This is a genomic window from Actinopolyspora mortivallis, from assembly GCF_003001495.1.
Classification (GTDB): Bacteria; Actinomycetota; Actinomycetes; order Mycobacteriales; family Pseudonocardiaceae; genus Actinopolyspora; species Actinopolyspora mortivallis_A.
Genome location: NZ_PVSR01000027.1, coordinates 1 through 25,247, shown reverse-complemented (window position 1 = coordinate 25,247; position 25,247 = coordinate 1). Strand labels below are relative to the sequence as shown.

General features: G+C 71.8%; 24 protein-coding genes. 10 read left to right on the top strand and 14 right to left on the bottom strand.

All coding sequences use genetic code 11. The features are described 5' to 3' along the window. Positions 1-83: 83 nt before the first annotated feature. Positions 84-1,181 (bottom strand): sugar phosphate nucleotidyltransferase, encoded by a 1,098-nt coding sequence (locus tag CEP50_RS14225; protein ID WP_106114447.1) that lies wholly within the window; start codon positions 1,179-1,181, stop codon positions 84-86. 260 nt (positions 1,182-1,441) lie between these two features. Here CEP50_RS14225 and CEP50_RS14220 point away from each other — a divergent pair, with 260 nt between their 5' ends. Further along, positions 1,442-1,774 carry a hypothetical protein gene (locus CEP50_RS14220; protein WP_106114446.1) on the top strand — a complete coding sequence of 111 codons (333 nt, stop codon included), beginning with the start codon at positions 1,442-1,444 and terminating at the stop codon, positions 1,772-1,774. An 18-nt stretch (positions 1,775-1,792) separates the two neighbouring features. Here the strand turns inward: CEP50_RS14220 and CEP50_RS14215 are convergent, their stop codons facing one another. The 3 genes from CEP50_RS14215 to CEP50_RS14205 form a co-directional block, all read right to left on the bottom strand. After that, a complete protein-coding gene (locus CEP50_RS14215) occupies positions 1,793-2,668 on the bottom strand; it encodes a glycosyltransferase family 2 protein (protein ID WP_181188398.1) in 876 nt (291 codons plus the stop codon). Between the two features lie 53 nt (positions 2,669-2,721). Further along, the gene (locus CEP50_RS14210; RefSeq protein WP_106114445.1) at positions 2,722-3,876 is read right to left on the bottom strand and encodes a glycosyltransferase family 4 protein; all 1,155 of its coding nucleotides are present in this window, start codon (positions 3,874-3,876) and stop codon (positions 2,722-2,724) included. A gap of 130 nt (positions 3,877-4,006) precedes the next feature. Then, positions 4,007-5,101 carry a glycosyltransferase family 4 protein gene (locus tag CEP50_RS14205; RefSeq protein ID WP_106114444.1) on the bottom strand — a complete coding sequence of 365 codons (1,095 nt, stop codon included), beginning with the start codon at positions 5,099-5,101 and terminating at the stop codon, positions 4,007-4,009. Positions 5,102-5,285: 184 nt separating this feature from the next. Here CEP50_RS14205 and CEP50_RS14200 point away from each other — a divergent pair, with 184 nt between their 5' ends. After that, positions 5,286-6,251, top strand: a complete 966-nt coding sequence (locus CEP50_RS14200; protein WP_106114443.1) for a glycosyltransferase family 2 protein — start codon at positions 5,286-5,288, stop codon at positions 6,249-6,251. 32 nt (positions 6,252-6,283) lie between these two features. Here CEP50_RS14200 and CEP50_RS14195 read toward each other — a convergent pair whose 3' ends face one another. From CEP50_RS14195 to CEP50_RS14180, 4 genes are all read right to left on the bottom strand, one after another. Next, complete coding sequence (locus tag CEP50_RS14195; RefSeq protein ID WP_106114442.1) at positions 6,284-6,805, bottom strand: DUF6346 domain-containing protein; 522 nt, start codon at positions 6,803-6,805, stop codon at positions 6,284-6,286. Positions 6,806-6,880: 75 nt separating this feature from the next. Continuing rightward, positions 6,881-7,819 (bottom strand): WXG100 family type VII secretion target, encoded by a 939-nt coding sequence (locus CEP50_RS14190; protein ID WP_106114441.1) that lies wholly within the window; start codon positions 7,817-7,819, stop codon positions 6,881-6,883. A 1-nt stretch (position 7,820) separates the two neighbouring features. Then, positions 7,821-8,153, bottom strand: a complete 333-nt coding sequence (locus tag CEP50_RS14185; RefSeq protein ID WP_106114440.1) for a type VII secretion target — start codon at positions 8,151-8,153, stop codon at positions 7,821-7,823. A 3-nt stretch (positions 8,154-8,156) separates the two neighbouring features. Beyond that, positions 8,157-8,615: a YbaB/EbfC family nucleoid-associated protein gene (locus tag CEP50_RS14180; RefSeq protein ID WP_106114439.1), complete on the bottom strand. Its 459-nt coding sequence runs from the start codon at positions 8,613-8,615 to the stop codon at positions 8,157-8,159. Between the two features lie 269 nt (positions 8,616-8,884). Between CEP50_RS14180 and CEP50_RS14175 the strand changes: the two genes are divergently transcribed. From CEP50_RS14175 to CEP50_RS14165, 3 genes are all read left to right on the top strand, one after another. Next, positions 8,885-11,404, top strand: coding sequence for a glycosyltransferase (locus CEP50_RS14175; RefSeq protein ID WP_106114438.1), 2,520 nt, complete (start codon positions 8,885-8,887; stop codon positions 11,402-11,404). Positions 11,405-11,444: 40 nt separating this feature from the next. Beyond that, complete coding sequence (locus CEP50_RS14170; RefSeq protein WP_106114470.1) at positions 11,445-12,545, top strand: glycosyltransferase family 4 protein; 1,101 nt, start codon at positions 11,445-11,447, stop codon at positions 12,543-12,545. Positions 12,546-12,703: 158 nt separating this feature from the next. Beyond that, entirely contained in the window at positions 12,704-13,165 is a 462-nt protein-coding gene (locus tag CEP50_RS14165; protein ID WP_258175244.1) for a VTT domain-containing protein, read from the top strand. A gap of 12 nt (positions 13,166-13,177) precedes the next feature. Here the strand turns inward: CEP50_RS14165 and rfbD are convergent, their stop codons facing one another. Both rfbD and rfbB read right to left on the bottom strand, forming a co-directional pair. Beyond that, on the bottom strand, positions 13,178-14,092 hold the full coding sequence (gene rfbD, locus CEP50_RS14160) for a dTDP-4-dehydrorhamnose reductase (protein ID WP_106114436.1): 915 nt from the start codon (positions 14,090-14,092) through the stop codon (positions 13,178-13,180). Next, positions 14,089-15,078 (bottom strand): dTDP-glucose 4,6-dehydratase, encoded by a 990-nt coding sequence (gene rfbB / locus CEP50_RS14155; protein WP_106114435.1) that lies wholly within the window; start codon positions 15,076-15,078, stop codon positions 14,089-14,091. Before rfbB ends, rfbD begins: the two co-directional genes overlap by 4 nt. Positions 15,079-15,695: 617 nt before the next feature. Between rfbB and CEP50_RS14150 the strand changes: the two genes are divergently transcribed. From CEP50_RS14150 to CEP50_RS14135, 4 genes are all read left to right on the top strand, one after another. Then, positions 15,696-17,165 carry an LCP family protein gene (locus tag CEP50_RS14150; protein ID WP_106114434.1) on the top strand — a complete coding sequence of 490 codons (1,470 nt, stop codon included), beginning with the start codon at positions 15,696-15,698 and terminating at the stop codon, positions 17,163-17,165. Between the two features lie 174 nt (positions 17,166-17,339). Further along, on the top strand, positions 17,340-18,758 hold the full coding sequence (locus tag CEP50_RS14145; protein ID WP_106114433.1) for an LCP family protein: 1,419 nt from the start codon (positions 17,340-17,342) through the stop codon (positions 18,756-18,758). 76 nt (positions 18,759-18,834) lie between these two features. After that, entirely contained in the window at positions 18,835-19,560 is a 726-nt protein-coding gene (locus CEP50_RS14140; protein ID WP_106114432.1) for a TIGR03089 family protein, read from the top strand. A gap of 136 nt (positions 19,561-19,696) precedes the next feature. Then, positions 19,697-20,482: a thioesterase family protein gene (locus CEP50_RS14135; protein WP_106114431.1), complete on the top strand. Its 786-nt coding sequence runs from the start codon at positions 19,697-19,699 to the stop codon at positions 20,480-20,482. 15 nt (positions 20,483-20,497) lie between these two features. On the opposite strand, the gene purE is transcribed toward CEP50_RS14135, so the two are convergent. The 4 genes from purE to CEP50_RS14115 form a co-directional block, all read right to left on the bottom strand. Beyond that, the gene (purE, locus tag CEP50_RS14130; protein WP_106114469.1) at positions 20,498-20,986 is read right to left on the bottom strand and encodes a 5-(carboxyamino)imidazole ribonucleotide mutase; all 489 of its coding nucleotides are present in this window, start codon (positions 20,984-20,986) and stop codon (positions 20,498-20,500) included. Between the two features lie 233 nt (positions 20,987-21,219). After that, a complete protein-coding gene (locus CEP50_RS14125) occupies positions 21,220-21,486 on the bottom strand; it encodes a DUF2599 domain-containing protein (protein ID WP_106114430.1) in 267 nt (88 codons plus the stop codon). A 199-nt stretch (positions 21,487-21,685) separates the two neighbouring features. Continuing rightward, a complete protein-coding gene (locus CEP50_RS14120; protein WP_106114429.1) occupies positions 21,686-22,870 on the bottom strand; it encodes a 5-(carboxyamino)imidazole ribonucleotide synthase in 1,185 nt (394 codons plus the stop codon). Positions 22,871-22,930: 60 nt separating this feature from the next. After that, positions 22,931-23,824, bottom strand: a complete 894-nt coding sequence (locus CEP50_RS14115) for a hypothetical protein (RefSeq protein WP_106114428.1) — start codon at positions 23,822-23,824, stop codon at positions 22,931-22,933. A gap of 178 nt (positions 23,825-24,002) precedes the next feature. Between CEP50_RS14115 and CEP50_RS14110 the strand changes: the two genes are divergently transcribed. Further along, positions 24,003-25,247: sigma-70 family RNA polymerase sigma factor (locus CEP50_RS14110; RefSeq protein ID WP_146134812.1), on the top strand; the 1,245-nt coding region annotated here is incomplete at its 3' end.

The window sequence follows — 25,247 nt, the reverse complement described above, 5'->3', positions numbered from 1 at the left end:
CTCCCGACACCTCAGCTGACGCCGAGCACCGCCGGGTCAGAGCTGAGCCGACCACCACCGGCGGGCCCCGGCCGACCACCCGTTCAGCAGTCGTGCGAGAAACGCACCCCACCAGGGGGGATCTCCACCCCGGGCCAGATCCTGGCCCCGTGCCTGAGTTCGCAGCCCGCGCCGACCACGGCCCCGTCGGCGACCACGGCCCCGTCCAGCACCACGTTGTCCCCGACCACGGCCCCGGCTCCCACGACGCTGTCGGAGACGAGCGCCCCCGAGCCGATGCGGGCGTCGTCGAACAGCACGGAAGCCTCGACACGGCTGTGCGCCCCGACCACGGCCCCGGAGCCGACCGTGCTTCCCCCACGCACCACGGCCGTCGGTTCCACCACAGCCCCGTCCAGTACCAGCGACTCCCCCGTGGGACCGGGCAGCGCCCCGCTGGGAGCCCGTCCGCGCACCAGGTCGGCGGAGCCCCGCGTGAACGCCTCCGGTGTGCCCACGTCGAGCCAGTAGGCCGAGTCCACGTAACCGTGTAATCGCGCCCCGGACTCCAACAGTCCTGGGAAGGTCTCCCGCTCCACCGAGACCGGCCGCCCGGCGGGGATGTCCTCCACGACCTCCCGGCGGAAGACGTAGCAGCCCGCGTTGACCTGGTCCACCGGCGGGTCGGTCGTCTTCTCCAGGAAGGCCGTCACCGCACCCCGCTCGTCCGTGGGAACACAGCCGAACCGGGAGGGGTCGCTCACCCGCACCAGGTGCAGGGTCACCTCGGCCGCGTACCGCCGGTGGGCACGCAGCATCCCGGGCAGGTCCACCCCGGAGAGGATGTCGCCGTTGAAGACGAACACGTCCGGCTCGCGCAGCCTGTCCGCCACGTTGCGGATGGCCCCGGCGGTGTCCAGCGGCTCGGGCTCGACCACGCACTCCAGCTCCAGCCCCAGGCGGGAGCCGTCACCGAAGTACTCGGCGAACGTCTCCGCCTGGTAGGAGGTGCTCAGCAGCACGCGCCTGATCCCGGCGGCGCGGATGCGCGACAACAGGTGGGTCAGGAAGGGCACGCCCGCCGTGGGAAGCATCGGTTTCGGGGCGGACAGCGTCAACGGACGCAGACGCGTCCCGCGCCCTCCCACGAGCACCACGGCCTCGGCACCTCGCGGGGGTGCGTGCTCGTCCGGACCCGTCATCAACCGTGCTCCCTCCCCGAGCTAGGCAACTCACCCTGACGTAGGAATGTATGGGGAATACTCTGGCAGTAGCAGCGCTGCCCCGGCGCGGGCACCCCGTCCGGCACGTTCCGTCCACGTCCGGCCACGGAGAGCGGGAACTCTGCCACGCCGGACGGGGCCGCCCCGGTCGGACGCCCTCCCGTCCCGGCGGCACCGCTCGGCCCGCTTGGTGCCCGCGCCGCGGCTGACAACCCACCGGCCAGCATTGAGAGGAAACCATGGACCCCCGCAACCGAGCCGACGAAGCGCTAGCTCGTTCGCGGGCACGTGGTGCGTTCGTCGTCACCCCCGACAGCGCGACCTCGCCGATGGACGCCGCCCAGACGGTCCGGATCCCGCGTGAGACGGTCCGCGAACTCGACGGGGCGGACCCGAACTCGACCACGGTCATCCAGGACTCACACGACCGGTCACGGCAGGGCGACGAACCCGCCCGGCGGGCATCGGAGGGCACCCGGCCCGCCGGGGCCGAGTACGAGGACGAGACGCCCACCACGCCGCACGGGATCACTCCCCACGACGCGCGGAACGGCCCCCCGCGGTTCGACTGAGCGCCTGCCGGAGCGCGGTCACCGCTGCCGCTCGGCCGCGCGCACCGCCAACCGGGCCCGTGTCCCCAGCGCGGCGCGCAGGGCCAGCCGCAGCGGAGCCAGGGCGGGACCGGAGTAGCGGTCCGCCAGGTAGCGGTAGGCGCTGCGATGGTGCTCGGCCAGCATCCGCGCAGAGGCCCGGGAGGCCGCGTGGCCACCGATGTGCACCACCTCGGCGTCCGGCACGTACACGTTGAGCCAGCCCGCGCGGGCCAGCCGGTCCCCCAGGTCCACGTCCTCGAAGTACATGAAGTACCTCGGGTCGAAGCCCGTGACCGAGTCCAGCGCGGCACGGCGCAGCAGCAGGCAGGACCCGGACAGCCAACCGGCCGTCCGCTCGGAGGTGCTCTCCGTGGAACGGCGGTAGGCGCGGGTGAACGGGTTCTCCGGCCACACGCCTCCCAGCAGCGCGTGCCCGGCCCCACGGCCCAGGGAGGGCAGGGCACGGGCCGAGGGGTAGACGCTGCCGTCCGGCTGCCGGATCAGCGGCCCGAACGCGCCGCCACGGGGCCAGCGCTCGGTGGCGGCCAACAGCTCGTCCAGGCTTCCCGCCGTCCACTCGACGTCCGGGTTGGCCACGACCACCCAGCCGAACTCCTCCCCCAGTTCGGCGATGCCGCGATTGGCCGCCGACCCGTAGCCGAGATTGCCCGCCATCCTGGCCAGCTCCACCCCGGGGCGTTCGGCGGCGCGCTCCGGAACCCCGTCCGTGGAGCCGTTGTCGGCGAGCACCACCCGGACCTGACGGTCGGTGGCCTTGGGCAGCGTCTCCAGGAACCGTTCGAGCAGTTCCCCCGGCGAGTAGGTAACCGTGACGACGGCGAGTCCGTCGCCGTAACTCTGGCTGTCACGCACGTCGACATTGTCCACCACCTCGGCGCACGCCACCGCCCGGTCTCCCGGGGCGGTCACCTCCGTGCTCTGCGGTGCAGGTGGTCGGCGTGTGCGTAGGCCCGCAGGTGACTCGCCGCACACGCCTGCCAGGTGAACTCCTTGGCACGCTGCTGGGCCGCGGTCGACAGCTCGGCGCGGCGTGCCGGGTCGTCCAGCAGGGAGGCGATCCCCCTGGCTATCTGGGACTCCCGCACCCCGCAGTAGGCCACGGCGTCCCCGCCGACCTCGGGCAGGCTGAGTCTTCGCGTGGTGAGCACCGCTGCACCACAGGCCATCGCCTCCAGGGCGGGCAGGCCGAAGCCCTCCCCGATGCTCGGGTAGGCCACCACGGCGGCCCCGCCCAGGAACCCGGCCAGCCGTTCGACGGGCAGATAGCCCGCCCGGATCACCCTGATCCGGTGCGGCACCGACTCCAGGGCGCGTTCCACCTCGGAGTCCCAGCCGGACTGGCCCGCCAGAACCAGGGCCGGCGAGTCCGCGCGTCCCACGGCCGCGCGGGCGAAACCACGGATCAGGGCGGGCACGTTCTTGCGTGGTTCCAGCGTGCCCAGGAAGGCGACGTAGGGCTGCTCCCCCAGCGAGAGGTCCCGGCGCACCGCGGCCACTTCCTCGGGGCTCGGCGGGTGGAAACGCTCGGGATCCACACCGTGGTAGGTCACCCGCAGCCGGGAGCTGTCCGCCCCGGCGGTGCGGACCAGCTCCTCCGAGGTGGCCCGGCTCGGCACCACGCACACCGTGGCCCTGCGCAGCGCCGCCCGGGTCCAGGCGCGGAAGAAACGGGCCTTGACCGGCGAGTGCAGGGGCGCCTCGGTGAAGAAGGTCGCGTCGTGCAGGGTGACCACCGAGGCCGCCGGGTTCGCCAACGGCACGGTGTAGTGCGGGGAGTGCACCACGCGCGCCCCCAGTCTGCGCGCCAGCCGGGGCAGGGTGGTCTGTTCCCAGGACAGGCGGGCCGTGCGGGTGGCGACGGCGTCGGCGGCGGGAACAACCCGGCTGTTCGGGGCGATCCTGTGGTACAGCGCCGCGTCCCTGGGCTGGCAGACCACGCTCATCGGTGCCCCCGTGACGTCCAGCGCGGCCAGCAGGGAGTCGACGTAGCGCCCCACCCCACCGCGATCGGCGGGAACGGCTGTCGCGTCGATGAGGACGTGTGGATCACCTCTGTGCACAGCAGGCAGCCTAGGAAACACGAGTGGATCACCGTGGCGGGATGGCGAAATCGGTCCCGGCGGAGGCGGCGAGTTCACCCGTCGGCACCAGAGCCCGGAGTTCGCCTCCCGGCACGCTCGCCCGGGGAGCTCACTCCCCCGTGTGCAGTCGCCAGATCCGGCGTGCGCTGTCCCGCCAGTCGAAGAGCCCGGCCCTGGCCCGACCGAGGCGGGCCAGCTCCGCGCGGCGGCTCGGGTCCCCGAGCACGGAGGCCAGCGCCTCGGCCAACCGCTCCGGCTCGGACCGGGGAACCGTCACCCCCGCCCCACCGGCCACTTCCACCAGGGCCGGGGCGTCCGAATGCACCACCGGCACCCCGTGGGCCATGGCCTCCAGCAGCGGAAGTCCGAATCCCTCGGCCAGGCTGGGCACCACCAACACGCTCGCCCGGCGCAGCAGCACCGTCAGCTCGGTGTCGTCGACGGAGTCGAGCCAACGCACCCGGGAACGCACCCCGTGCCGCTCGGCCAGCCGCAGCGGGTCCACCCCGCCCCAGCCGGGCTTTCCCACGACGAGCAGCGGCGTTCCGTCCAGTTCCGGGCGGCCCAGGGCCTCGATCAGCGTCGCGTGCCCCTTGCGGGGTTCCACGGTGCCCACCACGAGCAGGTACTGCTCGGGAAGGTCCAGCTCCCGTGCCGTCCGCTCCGCCTCCTCCGGGGCGACCTCGACCGGGTCCGCACCCTCCCCCACCACGTCGATCCGGGCGAAGACCCGCACCCTGCGTCTGAGGTCCCGGGCCACCGCCTCGGTCGGCACGACCAACGCGTCGGCCGTGCGCGCGGCCCGCGCCACGACCTTCCGGTGCCAGGCGACACCCCGTGGGGTCAGCGTCTCCGGATGGGTCCACGGGACCGTGTCGTGCACGCTGACCACCAGACCTCCCCCTGCCCGCACCGGGGGGAACAGCGGGGTGGGAGCGTGCACCGAGTCCCCGCCCACCCCGGGGGGCAGACCGTGGCGCCAGGCCAGCGTCAGCGCCCTGCGCGGCAGCGGCAGGACACGCGGCCCCTCCACTCCCTCCACTACGGCGCGCGAGGGGTCCCCTCCGGAGCTGACGACGCTGGTCACCGTCCACCCCGGGGGGGCGGTGGCGGCCAGCGCGCGCAGCAGTTCGCGGGTGTAGCGGCCCGTCCCCCCTGGGACCGGGGACAACAGTTGTTCGGCCGTCACGACCAGTTCGGGCACCGGCTTCTCCGGAGAACTCGTGGATGTCCGGGGCGTTTCCCCGGAACGGATGCGGTTGGCACGGCGGCCCTCGGCACACCCCCTCCGCGGGGAGGCTCGGGATGGCTTTCCGTGGATGAGCTCCGGGAAGAGTGTGCCGGGGAGCTCGGAAGCGAAGGCGGCAGGGGCGGATACTCTCGGTCGGGTGAACCCGGGCCCGAAGAGCACCGTCGTCGTGGTCACCTGGCGTGGACGCGCCCATGTGGGGCGGTGTCTGGACGCGCTGCGGAACCAACGCCCCCACCGACTGCTGGTAGTGGACAACGCCTCCGACGACGGCACCGCCGGAGTGCTCGCCGAGCACCCGAGCCGCCCGGAGGTGCTGCGCCTGCCCCGCAACCTCGGTTACGCCGGAGGCGTGCAGCGGGCCCTGGGGCGGGTGGAGACCGAGTACGTGGCCTGGCTCAACGACGACGCCCGCCCGGACGCCGACTGGCTGGACACCCTGGAGGCCGCACTGGACGCCTCCCCGGAGGCGGCGGCGGCCGCCTCCCTGCTGTACGGCGCGGACGGGACGGTGTCGCGAGGAGTACGGCTCACCGCGACCGGTCACGGCGCGGACACCGCCGAACCGCAGCGGGTGTTCGGGTTCTGTGGTGGGGCGGTGCTGCTGCGCACCGCCGTCCTGCGGGAGGTCGGGGGTGTTCCGGCGTCGTTCTTCTGCTACTACGAGGACACCGACACCTCCTGGCGGCTGCGGCTGGCCGGTCACGAGGTCCTGCCCACCACGGCGGGATGCGCGCACACCCCCGGGACCTCCTCCGCTCCGGGATCGGCCCGTTTCCACCTGTGGAACGAACGCAACCGGCTGGTGATGCTGCTGCGCTGCGCTCCCGCCCGTATCGCCCTGCGGGAGGTGCTGCGGTTCGGCGCGGTCACGGCCGCGTTGCCGCTGCGCCGGCTGCGGGGCGCGGTGGTGCCGGAGGCGGCGAACTTCCGCGTCCCGCTGCGGCTGCGGGTGTTGGGACAGCTGTTCGCGCGGTTTCCGCGCACACTGCGGCAACGTCGCCGCGTGGCCGCCCGGTCCGTGGTTGACCGTCGGCAGGTGTGGAACCGCTGGTCCGAAGCCGGGCGGCACCGAACCCGCCCGCCGGGGGCCGAGCGTCCGTAGCGCCGGGAACGGCGCCCGGCAGCCTCCTCCGCTCACGCGTCGGCGGTGGTGCTGGAGCCGAAACGTGCGCGCAGATTCGCCCAGCCGAAGAGCACGCACCCCACTGCGGGAAGCCCCGTGGCCAGTATCCCGATGACGCCCAGCACGGGTTTCGGGCGGTAGTCCTGCCGGTAGACCTCCTGTTCGGTGCTCGTGCTTCCTCCATTACCCGTGTCGACCGCACGTTCGACCACGGCGACCTCCCTGCCGATGTCGTCCGGGGTCAACTGCGAACCGGTCACCTCCCGCATCTCGGTGGTGCCGTCCTGCCAGGTCACCCGAGCCCGGCAGATGTGCCCGAAACCGACCACACTGCCGCCGTCCGGGGACTGCGAGTCCGCGATCGGCCCGGCGAACCGACACCGCTGCGCCACCGCCGTCCCCCGGTCCGTCACCTCCGAACCAACTGCTCCCAGACCGAAGAACGGAATGACAACCAGGATCGAGGCAGCGAACAACAGCAGCCCCAGCGGTATCAGCACCACGTCGCGGGCGAGGCGCACGAAAACCTTCACAGCGTGTGAGTCCTTCCCGAGTCAACCGGAACGCATCCTGTCCCCGCCGAGGACGGGGAACATCGTCCTGCGCACTCACGTTCCGCCGTCGAAGTCGTGGTCGTGCTCGCCTCTCATGTGGTTGGCGTAGTCCTGGTCGTCGTGGGTGGCCCCGATCGCCGCCGTGTTGCGGACCACCTCCTCGGACAGGGTCAGGTTCGCCAGCCTGCTGTTGCCGGCCGCGTTCTGGAGGGACTTGCCCAGTTTCGAACTGGGCTGAAGCAGGTCGTCCACCTTGGCCAGTGCCGGCTTGGCCTTCCTGACGATCTCGGCGAGCTTACGGAAGGAACTGACGATCCTGTCCAGCCACTTGGAGACCTTGCTCGCCCACTTGGCCACGATCCGGATTCCGTCGGCGATGAGCAGCGGCGTCGCCGCTCCCAGCGACAGTCCCGCCGCCGCCGAGGAACGGACGAGGTAGGTGACCAGCTCGGACATGGCCGAGGCGATCATGTCCCGCACGGTGGTGCGCACGACCAACAACGCCGTGCCCGCGAGGGAAACGGTGGCACCGAGCAATCTCGCGATCTCGGCGGCCCCCTCGATGAGCTTGGCCTCCCCGGAACCGAACATCCGGTAGCTGTCCGCGGCGGGACCCTGCCAGCCGGCCGTGTCGGCGTCCACGGCCTGCTGCATGTCCGTGGAGGCCTGCCTCAGGTGGTCCGAGATGTTGGCCCAGGTGTGCGCGTTGGCCTGCACCTGGTCGTGGTTTCCGGCCAGGGAGTCCAGCATGTCCGGCAGGGGCCAGACGTGTTCCATCATCCAGGCGAAGGCGGAGGTCAACAAGGCCTCGAAGGGGTCGGCCGCCACCGCGACCGCGTCCAGTCCCGCGGCGGTGGCCGTGATCCCGGCCTCGCACCAGTCCTCGTTGTCGACGGCCCTGGCCGAATCGACGGCGAAGTCGACCACCATCAGACCGTCCTCCCACTTCTGGGAGTCGGGCTCGGTCTCGACGAGCGGGTTCTGCTCGGCCATCTCAGATCTCCCCCAGTTCGTTCCGGACGGACTCCAGCAGCTCACCGGCCTGACGATCCACCTCGTCGTAGGTGTCCGCGGCGCCGCGCACCCCGGCGGCGGTGGCCTCCACGGCCGCCGTGGCCGTGCCGATGGTGGTGAGTGCCGCCGTCTCGAACGCCCCGATCAACGGGGTCAGCACGGGACTGCACAACACACCGTAGGCGTCCGTGCCGTTCAGCGAGACCTGCCCGGCGGCGTTCCGCGCGGTCCCGAGCCGGTCGGTGACCTGCCCGAGGTTCCGGGCGTGCTCCCGCATGGCCCCGGTGTCGACTCCGAATCCGCTCTGTCCCATGGGTCACCTCCTGCGCGAGTTCATCCAGTCGAACTCGTCGAACTCCTCGTCGTCCTCGCCCCGCGTCGACGCGGCGGCCCTCTCCCCTGGTTCCGCTTCGTCCGCGGGGAAACGCTCCCGCATCCCGGACAGCACCGAACCGAGGGTTTCGGTGTCCTCACCCAGCACCGGCTCCATGGCCTCGCGCATCCGCTCGGTCAACTGCGTCTGCGCGGAACGCACCGTGGACAGGATCTCCGAGGATAGTTCGTCGGGACGCTTCCGGAGGGCTCCGTCGGTGAGATCCAGCTCGGCCAGGTTGCCGTTCTGCTCGACGGTCACCCGCACCGATCCGTCCCGGTTGGACTCCTCGGCGCGCACCGAGGAGGCGGCCTCCCTGATGCGGTCGGCCTGCCGCATCTTGTCCTCGATCTGCCTGCGGAAACCGGCGAGCATCTCGTCCGGGTCCGACGGTGTCGTCATGTCCTCCTCCTCGTGAACTCGACGGGACGAATTTCCGTTCGGGGCCACCCCATCCCGGATCGCGTAGCGCCTCATGATGAAACCAGACAGCCCGTCGGTGTGTCGGCGTATTGTTCCGAATGCGTTTGGGACACCACGCACAGCTCTGGCTGTTGCTCGCCTCCCCAATGCCAGTTTTCGGCAAAACTGGCCGGTCGCGATCAGGGCCGAACGGCCGAACCTCCCACCGCCGGGTATCCGCCGCGCGGCCGTAGGGCAAGCTTGGGAACGTGGCTGACTCCCGGGACAGTGCCGACCTGCCGACCGTGTCGGTGATCACCGTCAACTACCGCACCACCGAGGACACCGTCACCTGCCTGAGCAGGCTGCGCGCGGAACTCGACTACCCCGCGGACAAGCTCGAACTGATCTGCGTGGACAACGCCTCGGACGCCGACAGCGCCGCCCGGCTGGGCTCCCTTCCGGACGTGTCCCTGGTCACCTCGGCGGAGAACCTCGGCTTCGCGGGCGGGTGCAACCTCGGTGCCCGCGCAGCCAGCGGCGACGTGCTGGCCTTTCTGAACAACGACGCCGTCGCCCACCCGCAGTGGGCCCGCAGCGCCGTGCGTGTGCTGCGGGACGAGCCCACGGTGGCGGCGGTGGCGGGCAAGGTGCTCGACCGCGCGGGAGACCGCGTCGACTTCGTCGACGGCGGGCTGACCTGGTTCGGCATGGGCTACAAGCGGCACGCGGGCGAGATCGACGACGGAAGCCACGACGCGCCCAGGGACGTGCTGTTCGGAACCGGCTCCTCGCTGTTCGTGCGGGCCGAGCCGTTCACCCGGCTGGGCGGGTTCGACGAGCGCTTCTTCATGTTCTACGAGGACGTGGACCTGGGTTGGCGGCTCAACCTGCGCGGCTGGCGGGTGCGCTACGTTCCGGAGTGCCTGTCCTACCACTCCCACCACGGCTCCATGGCCGGTGTGGACTCGGCCCGCGAGCACTACCTGTTGGAGCGGAACGCGCTGGCCGCCCTCTACAAGAACGCCTCGGAGGACACTCTCGCCCGGGCGCTGCCGGCGGCGCTGGCGCTGACCGTCCGCAGGTCCACGGCACGCGGCGAGGTGGACCCGACACAGCTGGAACTGGACCGCCGTCCCGACGATCCGGCGGAGGACGGGACCACCACGGTCAGCACCCAGGCCCTCGCCGGGGTGCTGGCCATCGACCAGTTCGTCGACCTGTTACCCGAGCTGCGACGCTCCCGCGAGGTCGAGCAGCGCGAACGGGTCCGGGCGGACGTGGACCTGCGTCCGCTGATGCGCAAGGCCCTGGAACCCGCCTACCCGCTGCCGCGCTACCTGGCCGCGCACGAGGTCCTCGTGGAGGCCTTCGGGCTGGACCGGGCGTTCGGCGCGCCGCGCCGGATCGTGGTGATCACCGGGGACGCGGTGACCGAGCGGATGGCCGGCCCGGCGATCCGCGCCTGGCACACCGCCGAACTCCTCGCCGAGGAGCACGAGGTGCGGCTGGTCAGCACCAACGAGCGCGTGCACACCCGCGAGCAACGCTTCTCCGTGGTGCGCGCCGACGCCAGGGAGCTCGCCGGCCACGTGGAGTGGGCCGACGTGGTCGTGCTCCAGGGGCACGCCCTGGAGATGGTTCCGGCGTTGAAACGCGCCGACTCCGACAAGATCGTGGTCTGCGACATCTACGACCCGATGCACCTGGAACTGCTCGAACAGGGCAGGGACACCGACGAGCAGCGCCGTCACGCCGACCTGCGCGGGGCGACCGAGGTGCTCAACGCGCAGCTGCGTCGCGGCGACTTCTTCCTGTGCGCCTCGCAGCGCCAGCGCCACTTCTGGCTGGGTCACCTGGCGGCACTGGGCCGGATCACCCCACGGATCTACGACACCGACCCCACCATGCGCTCACTGATCTCGGTGGCCCCGTTCGGCCTGCCAGCGGCGCCGCCCCGGCGCACCGCCCCCGGGATCAGGGGCGAACACACCGGCATCGACGCCGAGGACAGAATCGTGCTGTGGGCGGGCGGGGTCTACAGCTGGTTCGACCCGCTCACCCTGCTGCGTGCCGTGCACCGGCTGTCCGAGCGACGGAAGAACCTGCGGCTGTTCTTCCTCGGCATGAACCACCCCAACCCGGAGGTCCCCGAGATGGGGATGGCCGACCGCACCCGCGAACTCGCCGAGGAACTCGACCTGGTGGACCGGCACGTGTTCTTCAACGAGGGGTGGGTGCCCTACCGGCACCGCCAGAACCATCTGCTGGACGCCGACTGCGGGGTCACCACCCACTTCGAGCACGTGGAGACCACCTTCTCCTTCCGCACCAGGATGCTGGACTACCTCTGGGCGGGTCTTCCCGTGGTCACCACGGAAGGCGACTCGTTCGCCGACCTGGTGCGCCAGGAGGAACTCGGGGTGGTGGTGCCCGCCGAGTCCCCCGAGGAGCTCGCCGAGGCCCTGGACCGCGTGCTCTACGACGAGGACTTCGCCGCACGGTGCCGGGAACGCGTCGCCGAGGTCCGCGAACGCTTCACCTGGGAGTCCGTCCTCGCCCCGCTGACCGAGTTCTGCCGCGACCCGCGCCCGGCCCCGGACCGGCTGCGCGGTTCGGCCCCGCTGAGCCGCACCCCACGGGAGAGCGGGGTCGCCGCGCTGCGCAAGGACGTGGCGCTGCTGCGCGAGTACCTGGATCGGGGCGGCCCCCGGGAGGTGGCCAGACGCGCCGCGGGCAGGATCCGCCGCGTTGCCGCACAACGCCTGCGCGGCGGGGGTTCGGAGTGAGCCGGAGGCGGCGCGTCCGAAGTGGCCACACGACACGGGCGTGCGAGAACGACACGTGGAGAGGACCCGTGACGTGCGCGTGACCCTGGACGGCACCCCGGTGTTGGGGAGGAGGACCGGCATCGGGCGCTACACCGCACGACTGGCGCAAGCACTGGCCGAGTTCCCGAGCACCCGGGTGCGGCTGCTCGGACTGACCACCCGGGGATGGCGGGCGCTGCGCACGAACGCCCCGGCGGGCACCACGGCCTGCGGCCCGCCGCTCCCGGCCCGGTTGCTGCGCTCCTGCTGGTCGCTCGCCGAGTTCCCTCCGGTGGAACTGCTGTGCCCGGGTGCGGACGTGGTGCACGGAACGAACCTCGTACAGCCTCCGGCCGCCCGCGCAGCCGGGGTGCTGACCGTGCACGACCTGGACTTCGTCGACGCCGCCGACGCGGCGGGGGCGGGACCCAACCCGCGTGGTTTCGTGCGCTCGTTGCACCGGGCGGCCGTGGTGTGCACCCCCACCCGGGCGGTGGCGGAACGGCTCACCGCCCGGTTCGACGTGGATCCGGACCGCGTCGTGGTCACCCCGCTCGGGGTGGACGGAGCCTGGTTCCACGCCGCCCCGCCGGACGCGGCGCTGCGGGGGCGCTACGGGCTGCCTCCCGACTACCTGCTCTTCGTCGGCCAACCCGGTCCCCGCAAGGGACTGTCCACGCTGGTGCAGGCGCTCGACCCGGACCTCCCGCCGCTGGTGCTGGCCGGACCGCCCCCCACCGAGGCTCCCCCCACCGGCAGTGGACCGAGAAGCACCGGATACCTGCCGGAGGAGGAGCTGCGCCGGGTGGTGGCCGGTGCGCGGGCGCTGGTGCTGCCCTCGCGGGACGAGGGGTTCGGGCTGCCCGCACTGGAGGCCATGGCGGCGGGAACCCCGGTGGTGTGCAGCGACATTCCCGCGCTGCGCGAGGTCACCGGCGGGCACGCGCTGCTGGCCCCGTACGGCGACTCCTCCGCGCTGCGGTCCGCCCTGCACCGGGCCGTGAGTTCGGAGGGCGACCACGGGATGGCGGCCGCGCGCCGACACGCGGCCGAGTTCACCTGGCGGCGCTGCGCCACCGAGACCCTGCGGGCCTACCGGCTGGCACTGACCAGTCGCTGAGCGCCCTCCGCCGTCACGAAAACCGTCTCACCACCCCGCCCCGTCCGGTTACGATCACCCCGGGTGGGCACTGACGCACCGACAGTGCCCGTGAAGCACTCGTCGACGGGATCCCCCCGTGCGGAGGTCCGGTGCTCTGGGTTCTCAGCGTTTTCACCGTGAGCGTGTCCACCGCCGTGGTGCCGGTGTTCAGTTCCGAGATGTACCTGGTGGGTGTGGCCCTGGCCCAGCCCGAACTGTCCTGGTGGGTGTTGGGTCCGGCCGCCGCCGTGGGACAGCTGGTGGGGAAAACGGTCCACTACCTGGCGGCGCGGGGGGTGCTGCGGCTGCCCCGGCTGCTGCGTCGGTACCGGAACCGGCCCGACGGGGAAACACTGCGGAGGCTGCAAGCGGCGTGCACGCGGCACCGGCTGTCCGGCGCCACCACCGTGTTCGCCAGCGGCCTGGTGGGGCTGCCGCCCTTCACGCTCGTGGCCCCGGCCGCGGGGCTGCTGAAGGCCCCGCTCACGGTGTGGGCTCCCGCTGCGACGGCCGGACGGCTCATCCGGTTCTGCCTGCTGGCCGCGCTTCCCGGGCTGTTGCACCTGGGCACGCTGCCCTTCGGATGGTCGCTCCGGTGAGTCCTCCGCAGGTCACCGTCCCGGCCAGCGGGTCCCGTGGTGGCGGAAGGCCGCGTTCAGCGCCTGCCGCCACGGGCGCAGTCCGGTGAGTCCGCTGTCGGTCCACTTCCGGTCGGACAGCACCGAGAAGGCCGGGCGCGGCGCGGGGCGAGGCACCTCCGAGGAGGGAACCGGGCGCACCCGCTCGGGATCGGCTCCCAACTCCTCGAACACCGCCCTGGCGAACTCGTAACGACTGGCCACACCGCTGTTGGTGCAGTGCAGCACCCGGTGGGGAGCGTCCCGCCGCACCACGGACTCGGCCAGTTCCAGCAGCCCACCGGCCAGGTCGGCCGCCCAGGTGGGCGAGCCGAACTGGTCGTCGGCGACGGAGAGCGTCTCCCGCTCACCTTCCAGCCGGACCATGGAACTCACGAAGTTCGCCCCGGCGGCTCCGTACACCCAGGCCGTGCGCACCACCCACGAGCGGGGGTGGATGTCGAGCACCGCCCGTTCCCCGTCGAGTTTCGTGCGCCCGTAGACGCTGCGCGGCCCGGTCTCGTCCTCGGGCTCGTAGGGCTGCCGCGCGTCCCCGGAGAACACGTAGTCGGTGGAGACGTGCACCAGGGGGACACCGCGCTTGCGGCAGATCCGGGCCAGCGTCGCCGGGGCCGTGCTGTTCACACCGGCCGCCGTCGCGCTGTCGGACTCGGCGGCGTCCACGGCGGTGTAGGCGGCGAGATTGACCACCACCGGGCGCAGTCCCGAGTCGGCGGCCGCGTCGGTGAAGGAGTCCACCGCGTCGGTGAGCGCGGCGGAGTCGGTGACGTCGAGTTCCCCCGAACCGGGGGCGTGAACCAGCCCGTTGCGGGCACCCCGGGCCAACCCGGCCAGCTCGACGCCGACCTGCCCACGTCCCCCGGGGATCAGCAGGGCGGGCGGAGTCATGCGAAGGCCCCCTCGTGGGATTTCAGCGGCTGCCACCAGGAACGGTTCTCCCGGTACCAGCGGACCGTCTCGGCCAGCCCCTCCTCCAGACCGACCCGGGGGGCGTAGCCGAGATCCCTGCTGATCTTGTCGTAGCGCAGCGAGTAACGCCGGTCGTGCCCCTTGCGGTCGGTGACCGGCAGCACCATCGACCAGTCGGAGCCGGTGGCCTCCAGCAGCATGGCGGTCAGTTCCGCGTTGGTGAGCTCGGTTCCGCCTCCGATGTTGTAGACCTCCCCGGGCTCGCCGGACTCGGCGACCAGTTGGATGCCACGGCAGTGGTCGGCCACGTGCAGCCAGTCCCGCACGTTCTTCCCGTCGCCGTAGAGCGGGACCTTCCTCCCGTCGAGCAGGTTCGTCACGAACAGCGGGATCATCTTCTCGGGGTGCTGGTACGGCCCGTAGTTGTTGGAGCACCTGGTCACGCACACCGGAAGTCCGTGGGTGCGGTGGTAGGCCCGCGCCAGCAGGTCCGAGCCGGCCTTGGAGGCGGAGTAGGGCGAGTTCGGTTCGAGCGGCTGCCCCTCCGACCAGGAGCCCTCGTCGATGGAGCCGTACACCTCGTCGGTGGAGACGTGGACGAAGCGGCTCACCCCGGCGGCCAGGGCCGCCTGCAACAGCGTGTCGGTTCCCACCACGTTGGTGAGCACGAAGTCGGAGGCCCCCGAGATGGAGCGGTCCACATGGGACTCTGCGGCGAAGTGCACCACCACGTCGGTGCCGGGCATCCACTCGGCGAGCAGCTCGGGGTCGCGCACGTCTCCCCGGACCACGCGCAGCCGCGGATCGGTGGAGAACTCGGCCAGATTGGCGGTGTTGCCCGCGTAGGTGAGCTTGTCCAGCACCACCACCTCGGCACCGGCGAAGGCGGGGTAGTGACCACCGAGCAACTGCCGCACGTAGTAGGAACCGATGAAACCGGCCCCTCCGGTAACGAGAACCTTCATCGCGCCTTTCCTGTAGAACCCTGTGGCCGTGGTCGTCGGGAAGCGGGGCGCACGACGGAGCCGTCCACGGCCGCGTCACGCCCCTGACGCCGGCCCGCACCACGGCCTCCGTGGAGTCTGACATGCGTGCTCCGGCCGCGCTTCACCAACCACGCAACCCGACGCGCACACGACGCGTCACCTGAAAGAGTAGTGCCGCGCGTCGCGTCGACCGAACGCACCGTGCCGCTGTGATCGGCGTTAACCTGCACCCGCAAGGCCAGTACAGCCTCTTTCCGAGGTGATCCGGCCCGCCAGGCACCCAAGGAGGACTCGCCGTGGACAACCGCCCACGACGACCAGGCGACCCTGACGGACACCCCCACAGGCCCGGCCCCCGTCAACCCCGTCGGAACGGCCCGGAGGGCGGGCCGCGACCGCTCGACTCCGGCGGGCGCGGCGATCCGGGCGGCTCACGGCCGTCACGGCGCCCCTCGCAGGCCGGAGCCGACTCCGGTCGCGGGGTCCGTCAGGACCGGCGCGGCGGACCACGCGCGGAACCCCGCGGCGCTCCCCCCGCGAAGGACGTCTGGGCCGACCGGCGGGGCGGTTCCACCCGGTCCTCCCGCGGCGGCCGCGTGACGCTGCGTTCCGTGCAGATGTGCGTGGCCACGCTCTCGGTGATCGTGCTGGCCACCACCGGCTACGCCTGGGGAACCCTGCGGGAGTTCACCAGCAGTATCAGCGGGGACCTCAGGATCAACAACGAACGGGACTCCCCCGACGGAGCGACCGACATCCTGTTGGTCGGCAAGGACAGCCGAACCGACGCGCAGGGCAACCCGCTGCCGGACGAGGTGCTGCGCAAGCTCCGGGCCAGCGACGCCGGCGGTCACCTCACCGACACCATGATCCTCCTCCGCATTCCCGACGACGGCGAACACGCCCGGGCCGTGTCCTTCCCCCGGGACACCATGGTCGACATGGGGGAGTTCGGCACGAACAAACTGAACTCCGCCCTGAACCGCAAACGGGTCGCCACGCTGCGGGAACTCAAGGCCGAAGGGGTCACCGACGAGCGGAAGCTGGCCCGCGAGTCCCGGATCGCCGGGCAGCAGTTCCTGATGGACACCATCGAGGACTTCGCCGGGGTCAGCATCGACCACTACGCCGAGGTGAACCTGCTCGGCTTCTACAAACTCACCCAGGTCGTCGGAGGGGTGAAGGTCTGCCTGAAGAACCCGGTGGACGACCCCAACTCCGGGGCCGACTTCCCCGCGGGAACACAGACCATCTCCGGCGCCGACGCGCTGGCCTTCGTCCGCCAGCGCCACGGACTGCCCCGGGGGGACCTGGACCGGATCGTGCGCCAGCAGGTCTTCATGTCCGGTCTGGCCCGGAAGATGCTCTCGGCCGGCACTCTGGGCAACCACGCCAAGCTCAGGGAGCTGATGAACGCGCTCGGCGACTCGGTCCTGCTGGACAAGGACTGGGACGTGTTGGACTTCGCCACGCGGATGCAGGACATCGCGGCGGGCGACATCACCTTCGAGACCATCCCCGTGGAGATGACCGGCCCCAGCTCGGGCCTGGCGGCCGACCCCTCCGAAGTACGGCGTTTCGTGGACAACCTCCTCCTGCCGCCGGAGGAACGCGAGGCCGCGCGCCGGGAGGCCGAACGTGCCGAGCAGCTGCGCGCCGAGACCGAGGTGAACGTCTACAACGCCTCGGGGGTGTCCGGGCTGGCGGGCCGCGTCCGGGACGACCTCGACGAGGACGGATTCGAGCGGGGGGCGGCGGCCAACGCGGAACGGATGCGGGAGGAGTCGGTGATCCGCTACTCCTCCGACCGGGAAGCCGCCGAGCTCGTCTCGGAGGAGCTGGGCGGGATCACCGTCGAGCAGAGCTCTCAGCCGGAGCCGGGCACGGTCTCCGTCTACCTCGGGGACGACTACCAGGGCCCCGGGGCCAGGAAGTTCACCGGTACCGGAGGGGTGCGGCTGGACGGGAGGACGACGAACCGGGCCCTCGGCACACACGGCGACGGAAGCGAGCAGCTCGGCGACGGGAAGTCCATCACCGCCGACGGCGTCCCCTGTGTGAACTGAGATTCCACCGGGACGCGACGGACACCCCCGAACCGGGTGATCTCCACACGAGCCGGCACCCCGAACGTTAGCCTGTGAACCGCCCCGATCCGGGCCGAGGAGCCACGGGCCCGGCCCGGATCGGGCGTCACGACGTTCCTGTCCGGACACCACGCCCGAGAGGGAGGACCACAGGTGGACGAGCCCGAGGAGCGGTCCCCGTCGTCCGGCGCGGCGCCCGACGACTCCGGACGGCACCGCCCCCCGGAGAGCTCGGCGGAGGAGGTCACCCCCGGAGACGGGCCTCGACCGCGTTCCGCGGAAGAGGGGGCCGACGGGGAACCGGAGGATCCGGCCCCGGGAAGTCGTCGGGGTTTCGCACGCCGCCTCGCCCGGGGGGTGGGCCGGGGGCTGCTCGTGGTGCTGTCGGTGCTGGCGCTGGGTGTCACGGCGACCGGCTGGACCGTGGTCCAGCGGTTCCAGAGCGGGACCGGAAGCGTCGACATCCTCGGCGGGAACTCCATGCGACAGGTCGACGAGAGGGACACCGCCGAGGACATCCTGCTCGTCGGCAGTGACAGCCGAACCGACGCGCAGGGCAACCCGCTTCCCCCCGAGGTGCTCGACCTGCTGCGCACCGAGTCCGCCTCGGGGCTGAACACCGACACGATCATCCTGATCCGCGTTCCCGAGGACGGCAGCGACGCCACGGCGATCTCCATCCCCAGGGACACGGCGGTGGAGTACGAGGGCGGAACCGAGAAGATCAACGGGATCTACGGACTCACCAAGGCGGACCGGGCCGAGCAGCTGCGCGCCGAAGGCGGCCACGACGAACGGGAGATCCGGCGGAAGTCCCGGGTGGCCGGTCAGCGTGCGCTGGTCGAGGCCGTGCAGTCGTTGACCGGGGTCCGGGTGGACCACTACGCCAAGGTGAACCTGCTGGGTTTCTACGAGGTCACCAAGGCGTTGGGCGGGGTGCGGGTATGTCTGCGGCGCGCCACCAGCGACGAGGACTCGGGGGCGGAGTTCCGGGCGGGTCCCCAGGTCGTCTCGGGATCCGACGCGTTGGCCTTCGTACGGCAGCGCCACGGGCTGCCCAACGGGGACCTGGACCGGATCGTGCGCCAGCAGGCCTTCCTCGCGGCGGTGGCCGACAAGCTGCTGTCGACCGAGATCCTGACCGACATGTCCACGATGAACCAGCTCGTCACGGCGGCGCGCAAGTCGGTCGTGCTGGACAGCGACTGGCAGGTGATGGACTTCGTGGAGCGGATGCGGTCCCTGGCCTCGGGGGAGATCGGCTTCACCACCATTCCGGTGGAGAACGCCACGGCCACCGACGAACGGGGCCGCAGCATCGTCACCGTGGACAGAGAGAGGGTGCGCCGCTTCGTCGCTGATCTCGGGCACGACGTGGACTCCACCGACTCCGGCGGCGCCCCGGGGAACTCCTCGTCCGAGCCGGAGGGTTCGACCACGTCCACACCGCGCTTCACGGGTGGTTCCGGGCTGGTGCTGGACGGAGCCCGCTCCGCCGGGGAAGGCTCGGCCGTGGCGAGCGCGGAGACCGGTGGGCGGATCACCACCGACGGGATCCCCTGCGTCTACTGACGCCCCGGCTGGGGCCGGTCGACTCCGGCGTCCGCCAGAGCGACCGGATGGTGATCACGTCCGTTAGTCTGCACGCATGAGCGTCACCGAAGCGCTGCTGAGTCCACTGCTGACCCGGGGGGCACCGCGCCCGTTGATCACGCACTACGACGAGGCCGTGGGAGGCCGGGTGGAGCTGTCCCGAGCCACCGTGGCCAACTGGGCGGCCAAGACGGCCAACTGGCTGACCGAGGAACTCGACGTCGAACCGGGAACCCCGGTGGCCGTGCGTCTGCCCGCGCACTGGCAGACCGCCGGGATCCTGCTCGGGGCCTGGTGGTGCGGGGCCAGGGTGGTGCATTCCCCCTCCGCGGCGGAAGCCGCTTTCGTGCCGGGTGACCGGATCGCCGAGGGCGAGGGCTCGGGCGCCACGGTGGCGGTCGCGCTGGACGCGCTGGGAGGATCGGTGTCCTGTCTGGACGAGGACGTGGTGGACTTCGCCTCCGAGGTGCGCATTCGGGGCGACGAGTTCACCCCGTTGATCCCCGTGTCCGGGGACACGCCCGCGCTGTTGGACAGCACCGTGGACGAGGTGGTCCGTGCCGCCCGCGAGCGCGCCGAGACACTGGGCATCGGCGGGAACGACCGTGTGCTGTCCGCATTGGACTGGACGTTGCCGCACGGGGTGCTGGACGGTCTGTTGGCCGTGCTGGCGGCGGGGGCCTCCCTGGTGCAGCTCTCCGGCCTGGACGATGCGGATTCCGGAGTGCTGGACAAGCGGCGCGCCGACGAGCGCACCACGGTGGAGCTGGGGCTGGACTGAGCACCCACGGACTCCGGAGGACACGCCGGTTCCGCCCGGCACGGTCGCGCCGGCCGGCGTGTCCCGGGGAAGCCCGCACCGAGAAACGACCCCGGACCGTCTCGCAATTTTCTTTACCGGCGAGTAGCATCCGGGTGTGTCCGACAACACGCAGACGCTGTTCCAGTTCACGAGGGACGGGTTCCTGCCCACCGAGGCGGCGGGCAACCCCTGGGGCGAGCTGACCGGCGGCGGGCCGGTCGCCGGGCTGCTCACCCGCGCCGTCGAGCGGTCCCTGCCCGACGGGGAACTGTCCCTCGCCCGGATGACCTTCGACCTGATGCGGCCGGTGCCACGCCGCGAGGTGGCGGTGGACACGCGAACACTGCGCTCCGGGAAACGGCTCCACGTGGTGGAGGCCGAACTCACCTGCGAGGGCCGCCCCCTGACCCGCGCCACCTTCCAGGCCCTGCGCCCCACCGAGCTGGACGGCCGCGACCAGCGCACGGAACCCCCCTTCCCCGGACCGGACGGGATCCCCGACGGCTCGTTGATCCCGCCCGAGCTGGGGCTGCGCTGGGGGGTGCACGACGTGGTCGACGTCCGCTGGGTGGACGACCAGAGCAGCCCGGACGCCAGCCGGCTGTGGATGCGCATGCCCGTACCGCTGCTGCCGGACGAGGAGCTCAGCCCGCTGGTGCACACCGCGACCCTGGTGGACTGCGTCAGCGCGGCCAGTCCGGTCGGCGAGCTGTTCGGGCCGTGGATCAACACCGACATCACCTGCTACCTGCACCGCAGGCCCGCGGGGGACTGGCTCGGCATGGAGATCCGGCGTTCGGTGGAGACCAACGGGATCGGTCTCGCCCGGGCCCGTCTGTTCGACCGCCAGGGCGCGGTCGGCACCGCGCAGGAGGCCGTACTGGTCAACGACCTCGGCTGAACTCGGGGCGCGACGTCACCGCTCTTCGGCCCGCTGCCGCAGCGCGGCGTGCTTGTCCAGCACCTTGCCTTCCAGCTCGTCCTGGTACTCGGCCATGCGGGAACGCAGTCTGCCGCCCAGCTCCCCCGAGTCGGCCGAGAGGGTGCGCACCGCCAACAGCCCGGCGTTGCGGGCACCGCCGACCGAGACGGTGGCCACCGGGATACCGGCGGGCATCTGCACGATCGACAGCAGCGAGTCCATTCCGTCCAGGTGCTTCAGCGGCACGGGCACGCCGATCACGGGAAGCACCGTGGCCGAGGCGACCATGCCGGGCAGGTGCGCCGCTCCGCCGGCACCGGCGATGATCACTCGGATTCCCCGGTCGGCGGCTCCGCGCGCGTAGTCCAGCATGCGCTGCGGAGTGCGGTGCGCCGAGTACACCCCGACCTCGTAGGGAACACCGAACTCGGCCAGGACCTCCCCGGCCTCCCCCATCACCGGCCAGTCCGAGTCGCTGCCCATCACCAGACCGACCAGTGGTTCTCCGGAACCTCGTTGCCCCGACTCCGCCAAGACTTCCTCCCGATACGTGGCTTGCGGACTCCCCCGCAGAGCCTAGACGCCCCGCACGCACGGAGTGCGCACCGGACTCGGGAAGGCAGTGGATCCGCTCCAGGGAGGACCGAGGCCCGTGAGCCGCTCCCGGCGCGCCGCCGGACGACCCACTGGCCTCGTCGTCACGCGCGGGATTCCTCTCAGGAGGAGCCCCCGCCGTCGCTGTCACCCCAGTTGCACCTGTGCTGCTGCGGGTTGTCCGTCTTCCAGTCGGGGTTGGACGGACGGTCGGACTCCATGTTCCACTCCGGTTCCTTGCGCCCGAAGGCGGCGTGGCAGTCGAACTGCTGGCGCAGCGTGTCCTTGTTCGGGAAGGTCACGCAGTTGCGCAGATCGCCCCAGGCCACCCCCACCGAAGGATGGGGCACACGCAGGGCGTGCGAGGGAACCAGGTTGACCGTGAACATGTTCCCCCGTGGCTCGCCGAACCAGCCGACTGGAAGTCGTGATCGAACCACGCAGGACGAGGCCGACGGAACCCACCGCCGCCGGTTCTCACCCGAGCGAGCTCGTCCGGCCGAGCACGACAGCGCTCGCTCCCGACCACCGACACCGTGCCGCGCCGCCCGAACGGCCCTTTCCGCGAGACCGACCCCGTGCCGCCGCTCAGTGCACCGAATAACCGTCCGGCCACTCGGCGTGGGCCAGCCAGTGCGCGGCCAGCCGGGCCTGCTCACGCACCTCGTCCATCCGCTCGCCGAGCATGTTCACGTGGCCGATCTTGCGGCCGGGCCGCGAGCTCTTGCCGTACAGGTGCACCTTCGCGTGCGGGTAACGGGCGAACAGGTGGTGCAGCCGCTCGTCCACGCTCATCCTCGGCTCGGTGGCGGCGGCGAGCACGTTGCCCATCACCACGGCCGGCGCGGTCAGCTCGGTGCTGCCGAGCGGGTAGTCCAGCACGGCACGGACGTGCTGCTCGAACTGCGAGGTCCGCGCCCCGTCGATGCTGAAGTGCCCGGAGTTGTGCGGGCGCATGGCCAACTCGTTGATCACCAGGCCGTCGGGGGTCTCGAACAGCTCCACGGCGAGCACCCCCACCACCCCGAGTTCCTCGGCGATCCGCAGACCGATGTTCTGGGCCCGTTCCCGCAACGGTTCGGAAAGGTTCGGGGCGGGGGCGAGCACCTGCACACAGACCCCCTCGGACTGCACGGTCTCCACCACCGGCCAGGCGCCACCCTGGCCGAACGGGGACCGCGCCACCAGCACGGCCAGCTCGCGGCGCAACGGCACCCGCTGCTCCGCCAGCAACGGCGCGCCCGCCTCCAGCAGTTCTCCGGTGGTACGTCGAGCCCCTTCGGGAGTGTTCAGCACCCACACTCCCTTGCCGTCGTAGCCGCCCCGGGCCGTTTTCAGCACACACGGCCAGCCGTGTTCGGCCCCGAAGGACAGTACGTCCTCCACACGGGTGATCTCGGCGAACGGCGGAACCGGCAGCCCCAGCTCACCGAGTCTGCGTCGCATGACGAGCTTGTCCTGCGCGTGCAGCAGGGCCTCCGGGCCCGGGTGCACGGCGACCCCCTCGGCGGCCAGGGCGCGCAGGTGCTCGTTGGGCACGTGCTCGTGGTCGAAGGTGACGGCGTCGCAGCCCTGGGCGAACGCGCGCAGGGCGGCCAGGTCGGTGTGCGAGCCGATCTCCACGTTCGGGGCCACGAGAGCCGCCGACTCGTCCGGTGAGGAAGCCAATATCTTCAGCGACTGGCCGAGTCCGATGGCCGCCTGATGCGTCATGCGCGCCAGCTGGCCACCACCGACCATGCCGACGACGGGAGTTGCAGTCCGGTGGTCCACAGCCCGGACAGCTTACCCGCTCCGGGTGAACCCGCCGCGACCGAGGGGCACGGTGCGCGCTCAGCACAGCGAGTCGATCAGCGCGCAGGCCTGCGCGTACTCCGCGGGCAGCCGCAGCCAGCGCAGCCGGGGCCCCTCCCCCGAGGCACAGGCCCGCGCCAGCTCCGGGTCGGACCGCAGCCGCTCGGCTATCGTCCGCTCCGCCCGGCGACGCCGCTCGGCGAGCCCCGCACGCTGTCTGGCCAGCACCACCGGGGTGGACTCCCGCAGCAGGGACACCGTCTCACCCGCGTCGAACTCGGTACGCAGCACGTCGGCGGCCAGCACCACCCCCATCAGATGCGTCCAGCGGTCCGCTCCCTCCGCCGGGCACAGCGTCACCACCAGCAGGCCGTAGTGATCCCGCCCCTCCCGCCGGTCGCCGTGCTCGGCCCCGGCGGTCTCGCGGTACACCTCGTACAGCCGCATCCGCAGGTACGCCCCGGTGGTGAGCCCGGTCAACGCGTCCACCACCTCCCGGGAGGCGGAACGACCCGCCGTCACGTCGGCCCAGGACACGGCCACGGTGCGCAGCGGCTCGGCCGGCAGCTCGGAACAGTCCCCCCGGGCGAGCACCACCCCCTCACCCGCACCGGCGACCACCTCGTACAACGCGGCCAGATCGCTGAGCGTCTCGTCCAGCCCGATCCCGGCGCGGGCCCGCTGCTGGCCGAGCTCGGCGAGGGCGTCGAACAACTCCCCCCGCCCCAGCAGGGCGTCACAGACCTGGTCCACCCCCGAGCAGGACCAGTCCCCCGGGAACGGCCACCCGGCGGCCAGCGTCGCGCTGCGCCACCACGCGCGAAGCGCACGACGGCGTTCCCGGAGATCTCCGGCCTCGGGCAGTCTCTCCGGCAGCGGAAACCCGCAGTCCCCCGCACGGGAACCCCGCTCGTGTTCGCCAGACTGAGGCATCCGACCTCCAAACTCGTGACTCCCGCAGTGGGGACGTGCGGGCGGCTGCCCCGTGACGGTGATGTGAATAGCGTTCACCCGGAGAGTTCGATCACAATCCCCGCTGGGTACAGTCCCGGTCCGAGTCGTTCATGGAACGCATCCGGTTGCCGGTGATCCGACGAGGGGAGAACACAGCGTGGGAACGGTCCCAGGCGATTTCGACGACGCCGGCGACAGCGAGCTCATCGAAGCCGTGCGCGAGGGCTCCGGTGAGGCCTACGGCGTTCTCTACCGACGGCACGTCGCCGCCGCCTACAACATGGCCCGGCAACTGACCAACGGCTCCGGCGAAGCCGACGACCTGGTCTCCGAGGCCTTCGCGAAGGTGCTCACCGGGCTGCGCTCCGGGCAGGGTCCCGACACCGCCTTCCGCGCCTACCTGCTCACCACGATCCGCCGCACCGCCTACGACCGCAGCCGCAAGGACAGCAAACTGCGGTACTCGGAGGAGATCTCCGCCGAGCAGAACACCGACCTGCACGTGCCGTTCACCGACACGGCGGTGGCCGGAGGCCCCGCCGAACCGATCCGGCTGGTGGCGGGCGGAGAACCGAAGACGCTGCCGGTGACGGTGCGCAACAAGGGCGACGGAACCTCGACTCCGGTGACCATGCGCGTCAGCCTCCCGGAGGGCATCACGGCCCGGCTGCCCGAAGCCGACACGAGCGAGGGCTCCGGAACGGCACCCGCCGACACCGCACCGGCCTGGTTCCCGGCCCCGTCCGCGACCGCGCGCCGGGCTGCCGAGACTCCCTCCTCCGGGCCGGGTTTCGCGTGCACCGTCGCCGAGGAGGCGTTGAGCTGCACCACCCGGCGCGGGTTGCGCCCCGGGGAGACGGTGCGACCGGAGTTCCGGCTGCGTGCCGGGCAGCGGGCCAACGGTGGCAGGATCGCCCTGGACGTCACCACCGCCAACGGGCTCTCGCTGCCGCTGGCGGACGTGACCGTGCACGTGGCCCCGGAGCGCGACCCCGCCGTGGCGGTCACCGCGCGCGGCTGGACCGGCATCCCGTGGCTGGCCCGGATCAGCGCCCGGGTGACCAACACCGGGGACGTGCCGGGAAAGGCGGTGACCACGATCACACTTCCCGAGCGGACACGGCCCGTGCGGATCCCGGACTCCTGCGCGCACTCCGGCACGGACCTGCGGTGCACGGCACCCCTCGCCCCCGAGGAGCGCACCGACGTGACCGTGTGGCTGGTCGACAGTCGCTTCCCAGACTGGGGGCACGGGTCGGAACCCACACACGGTTTCCCGTGGCAGCGGGAGGAACCGGCCGAGGTGACCGTCACCGCCGAACTGGGCGAGGCCACCGACCGGCAGCGCATCGAACTCGGACCGTGGTGGCCACCGCTGCCGCACGACTGGCCGCACCTCGAC

Bases quoted from the DNA above. Each gene is read 5' to 3' on its own strand.
- CEP50_RS14225 (WP_106114447.1), bottom strand. From the start codon at position 1,181: ATGACGGGTCCGGACGAGCACGCACCCCCGCGAGGTGCCGAGGCCGTG.
- CEP50_RS14220 (WP_106114446.1), top strand. From the start codon at position 1,442: ATGGACCCCCGCAACCGAGCCGACGAAGCGCTAGCTCGTTCGCGGGCA.
- CEP50_RS14190 (WP_106114441.1), bottom strand. From the start codon at position 7,819: ATGGCCGAGCAGAACCCGCTCGTCGAGACCGAGCCCGACTCCCAGAAG.
- CEP50_RS14185 (WP_106114440.1), bottom strand. From the start codon at position 8,153: ATGGGACAGAGCGGATTCGGAGTCGACACCGGGGCCATGCGGGAGCAC.
- CEP50_RS14180 (WP_106114439.1), bottom strand. From the start codon at position 8,615: ATGACGACACCGTCGGACCCGGACGAGATGCTCGCCGGTTTCCGCAGG.
- rfbD (WP_106114436.1), bottom strand. From the start codon at position 14,092: ATGACTCCGCCCGCCCTGCTGATCCCCGGGGGACGTGGGCAGGTCGGC.
- rfbB (WP_106114435.1), bottom strand. From the start codon at position 15,078: ATGAAGGTTCTCGTTACCGGAGGGGCCGGTTTCATCGGTTCCTACTAC.
- CEP50_RS14140 (WP_106114432.1), top strand. From the start codon at position 18,835: ATGAGCGTCACCGAAGCGCTGCTGAGTCCACTGCTGACCCGGGGGGCA.
- purE (WP_106114469.1), bottom strand. From the start codon at position 20,986: ATGGGCAGCGACTCGGACTGGCCGGTGATGGGGGAGGCCGGGGAGGTC.
- CEP50_RS14125 (WP_106114430.1), bottom strand. From the start codon at position 21,486: ATGTTCACGGTCAACCTGGTTCCCTCGCACGCCCTGCGTGTGCCCCAT.
- CEP50_RS14115 (WP_106114428.1), bottom strand. From the start codon at position 23,824: ATGCCTCAGTCTGGCGAACACGAGCGGGGTTCCCGTGCGGGGGACTGC.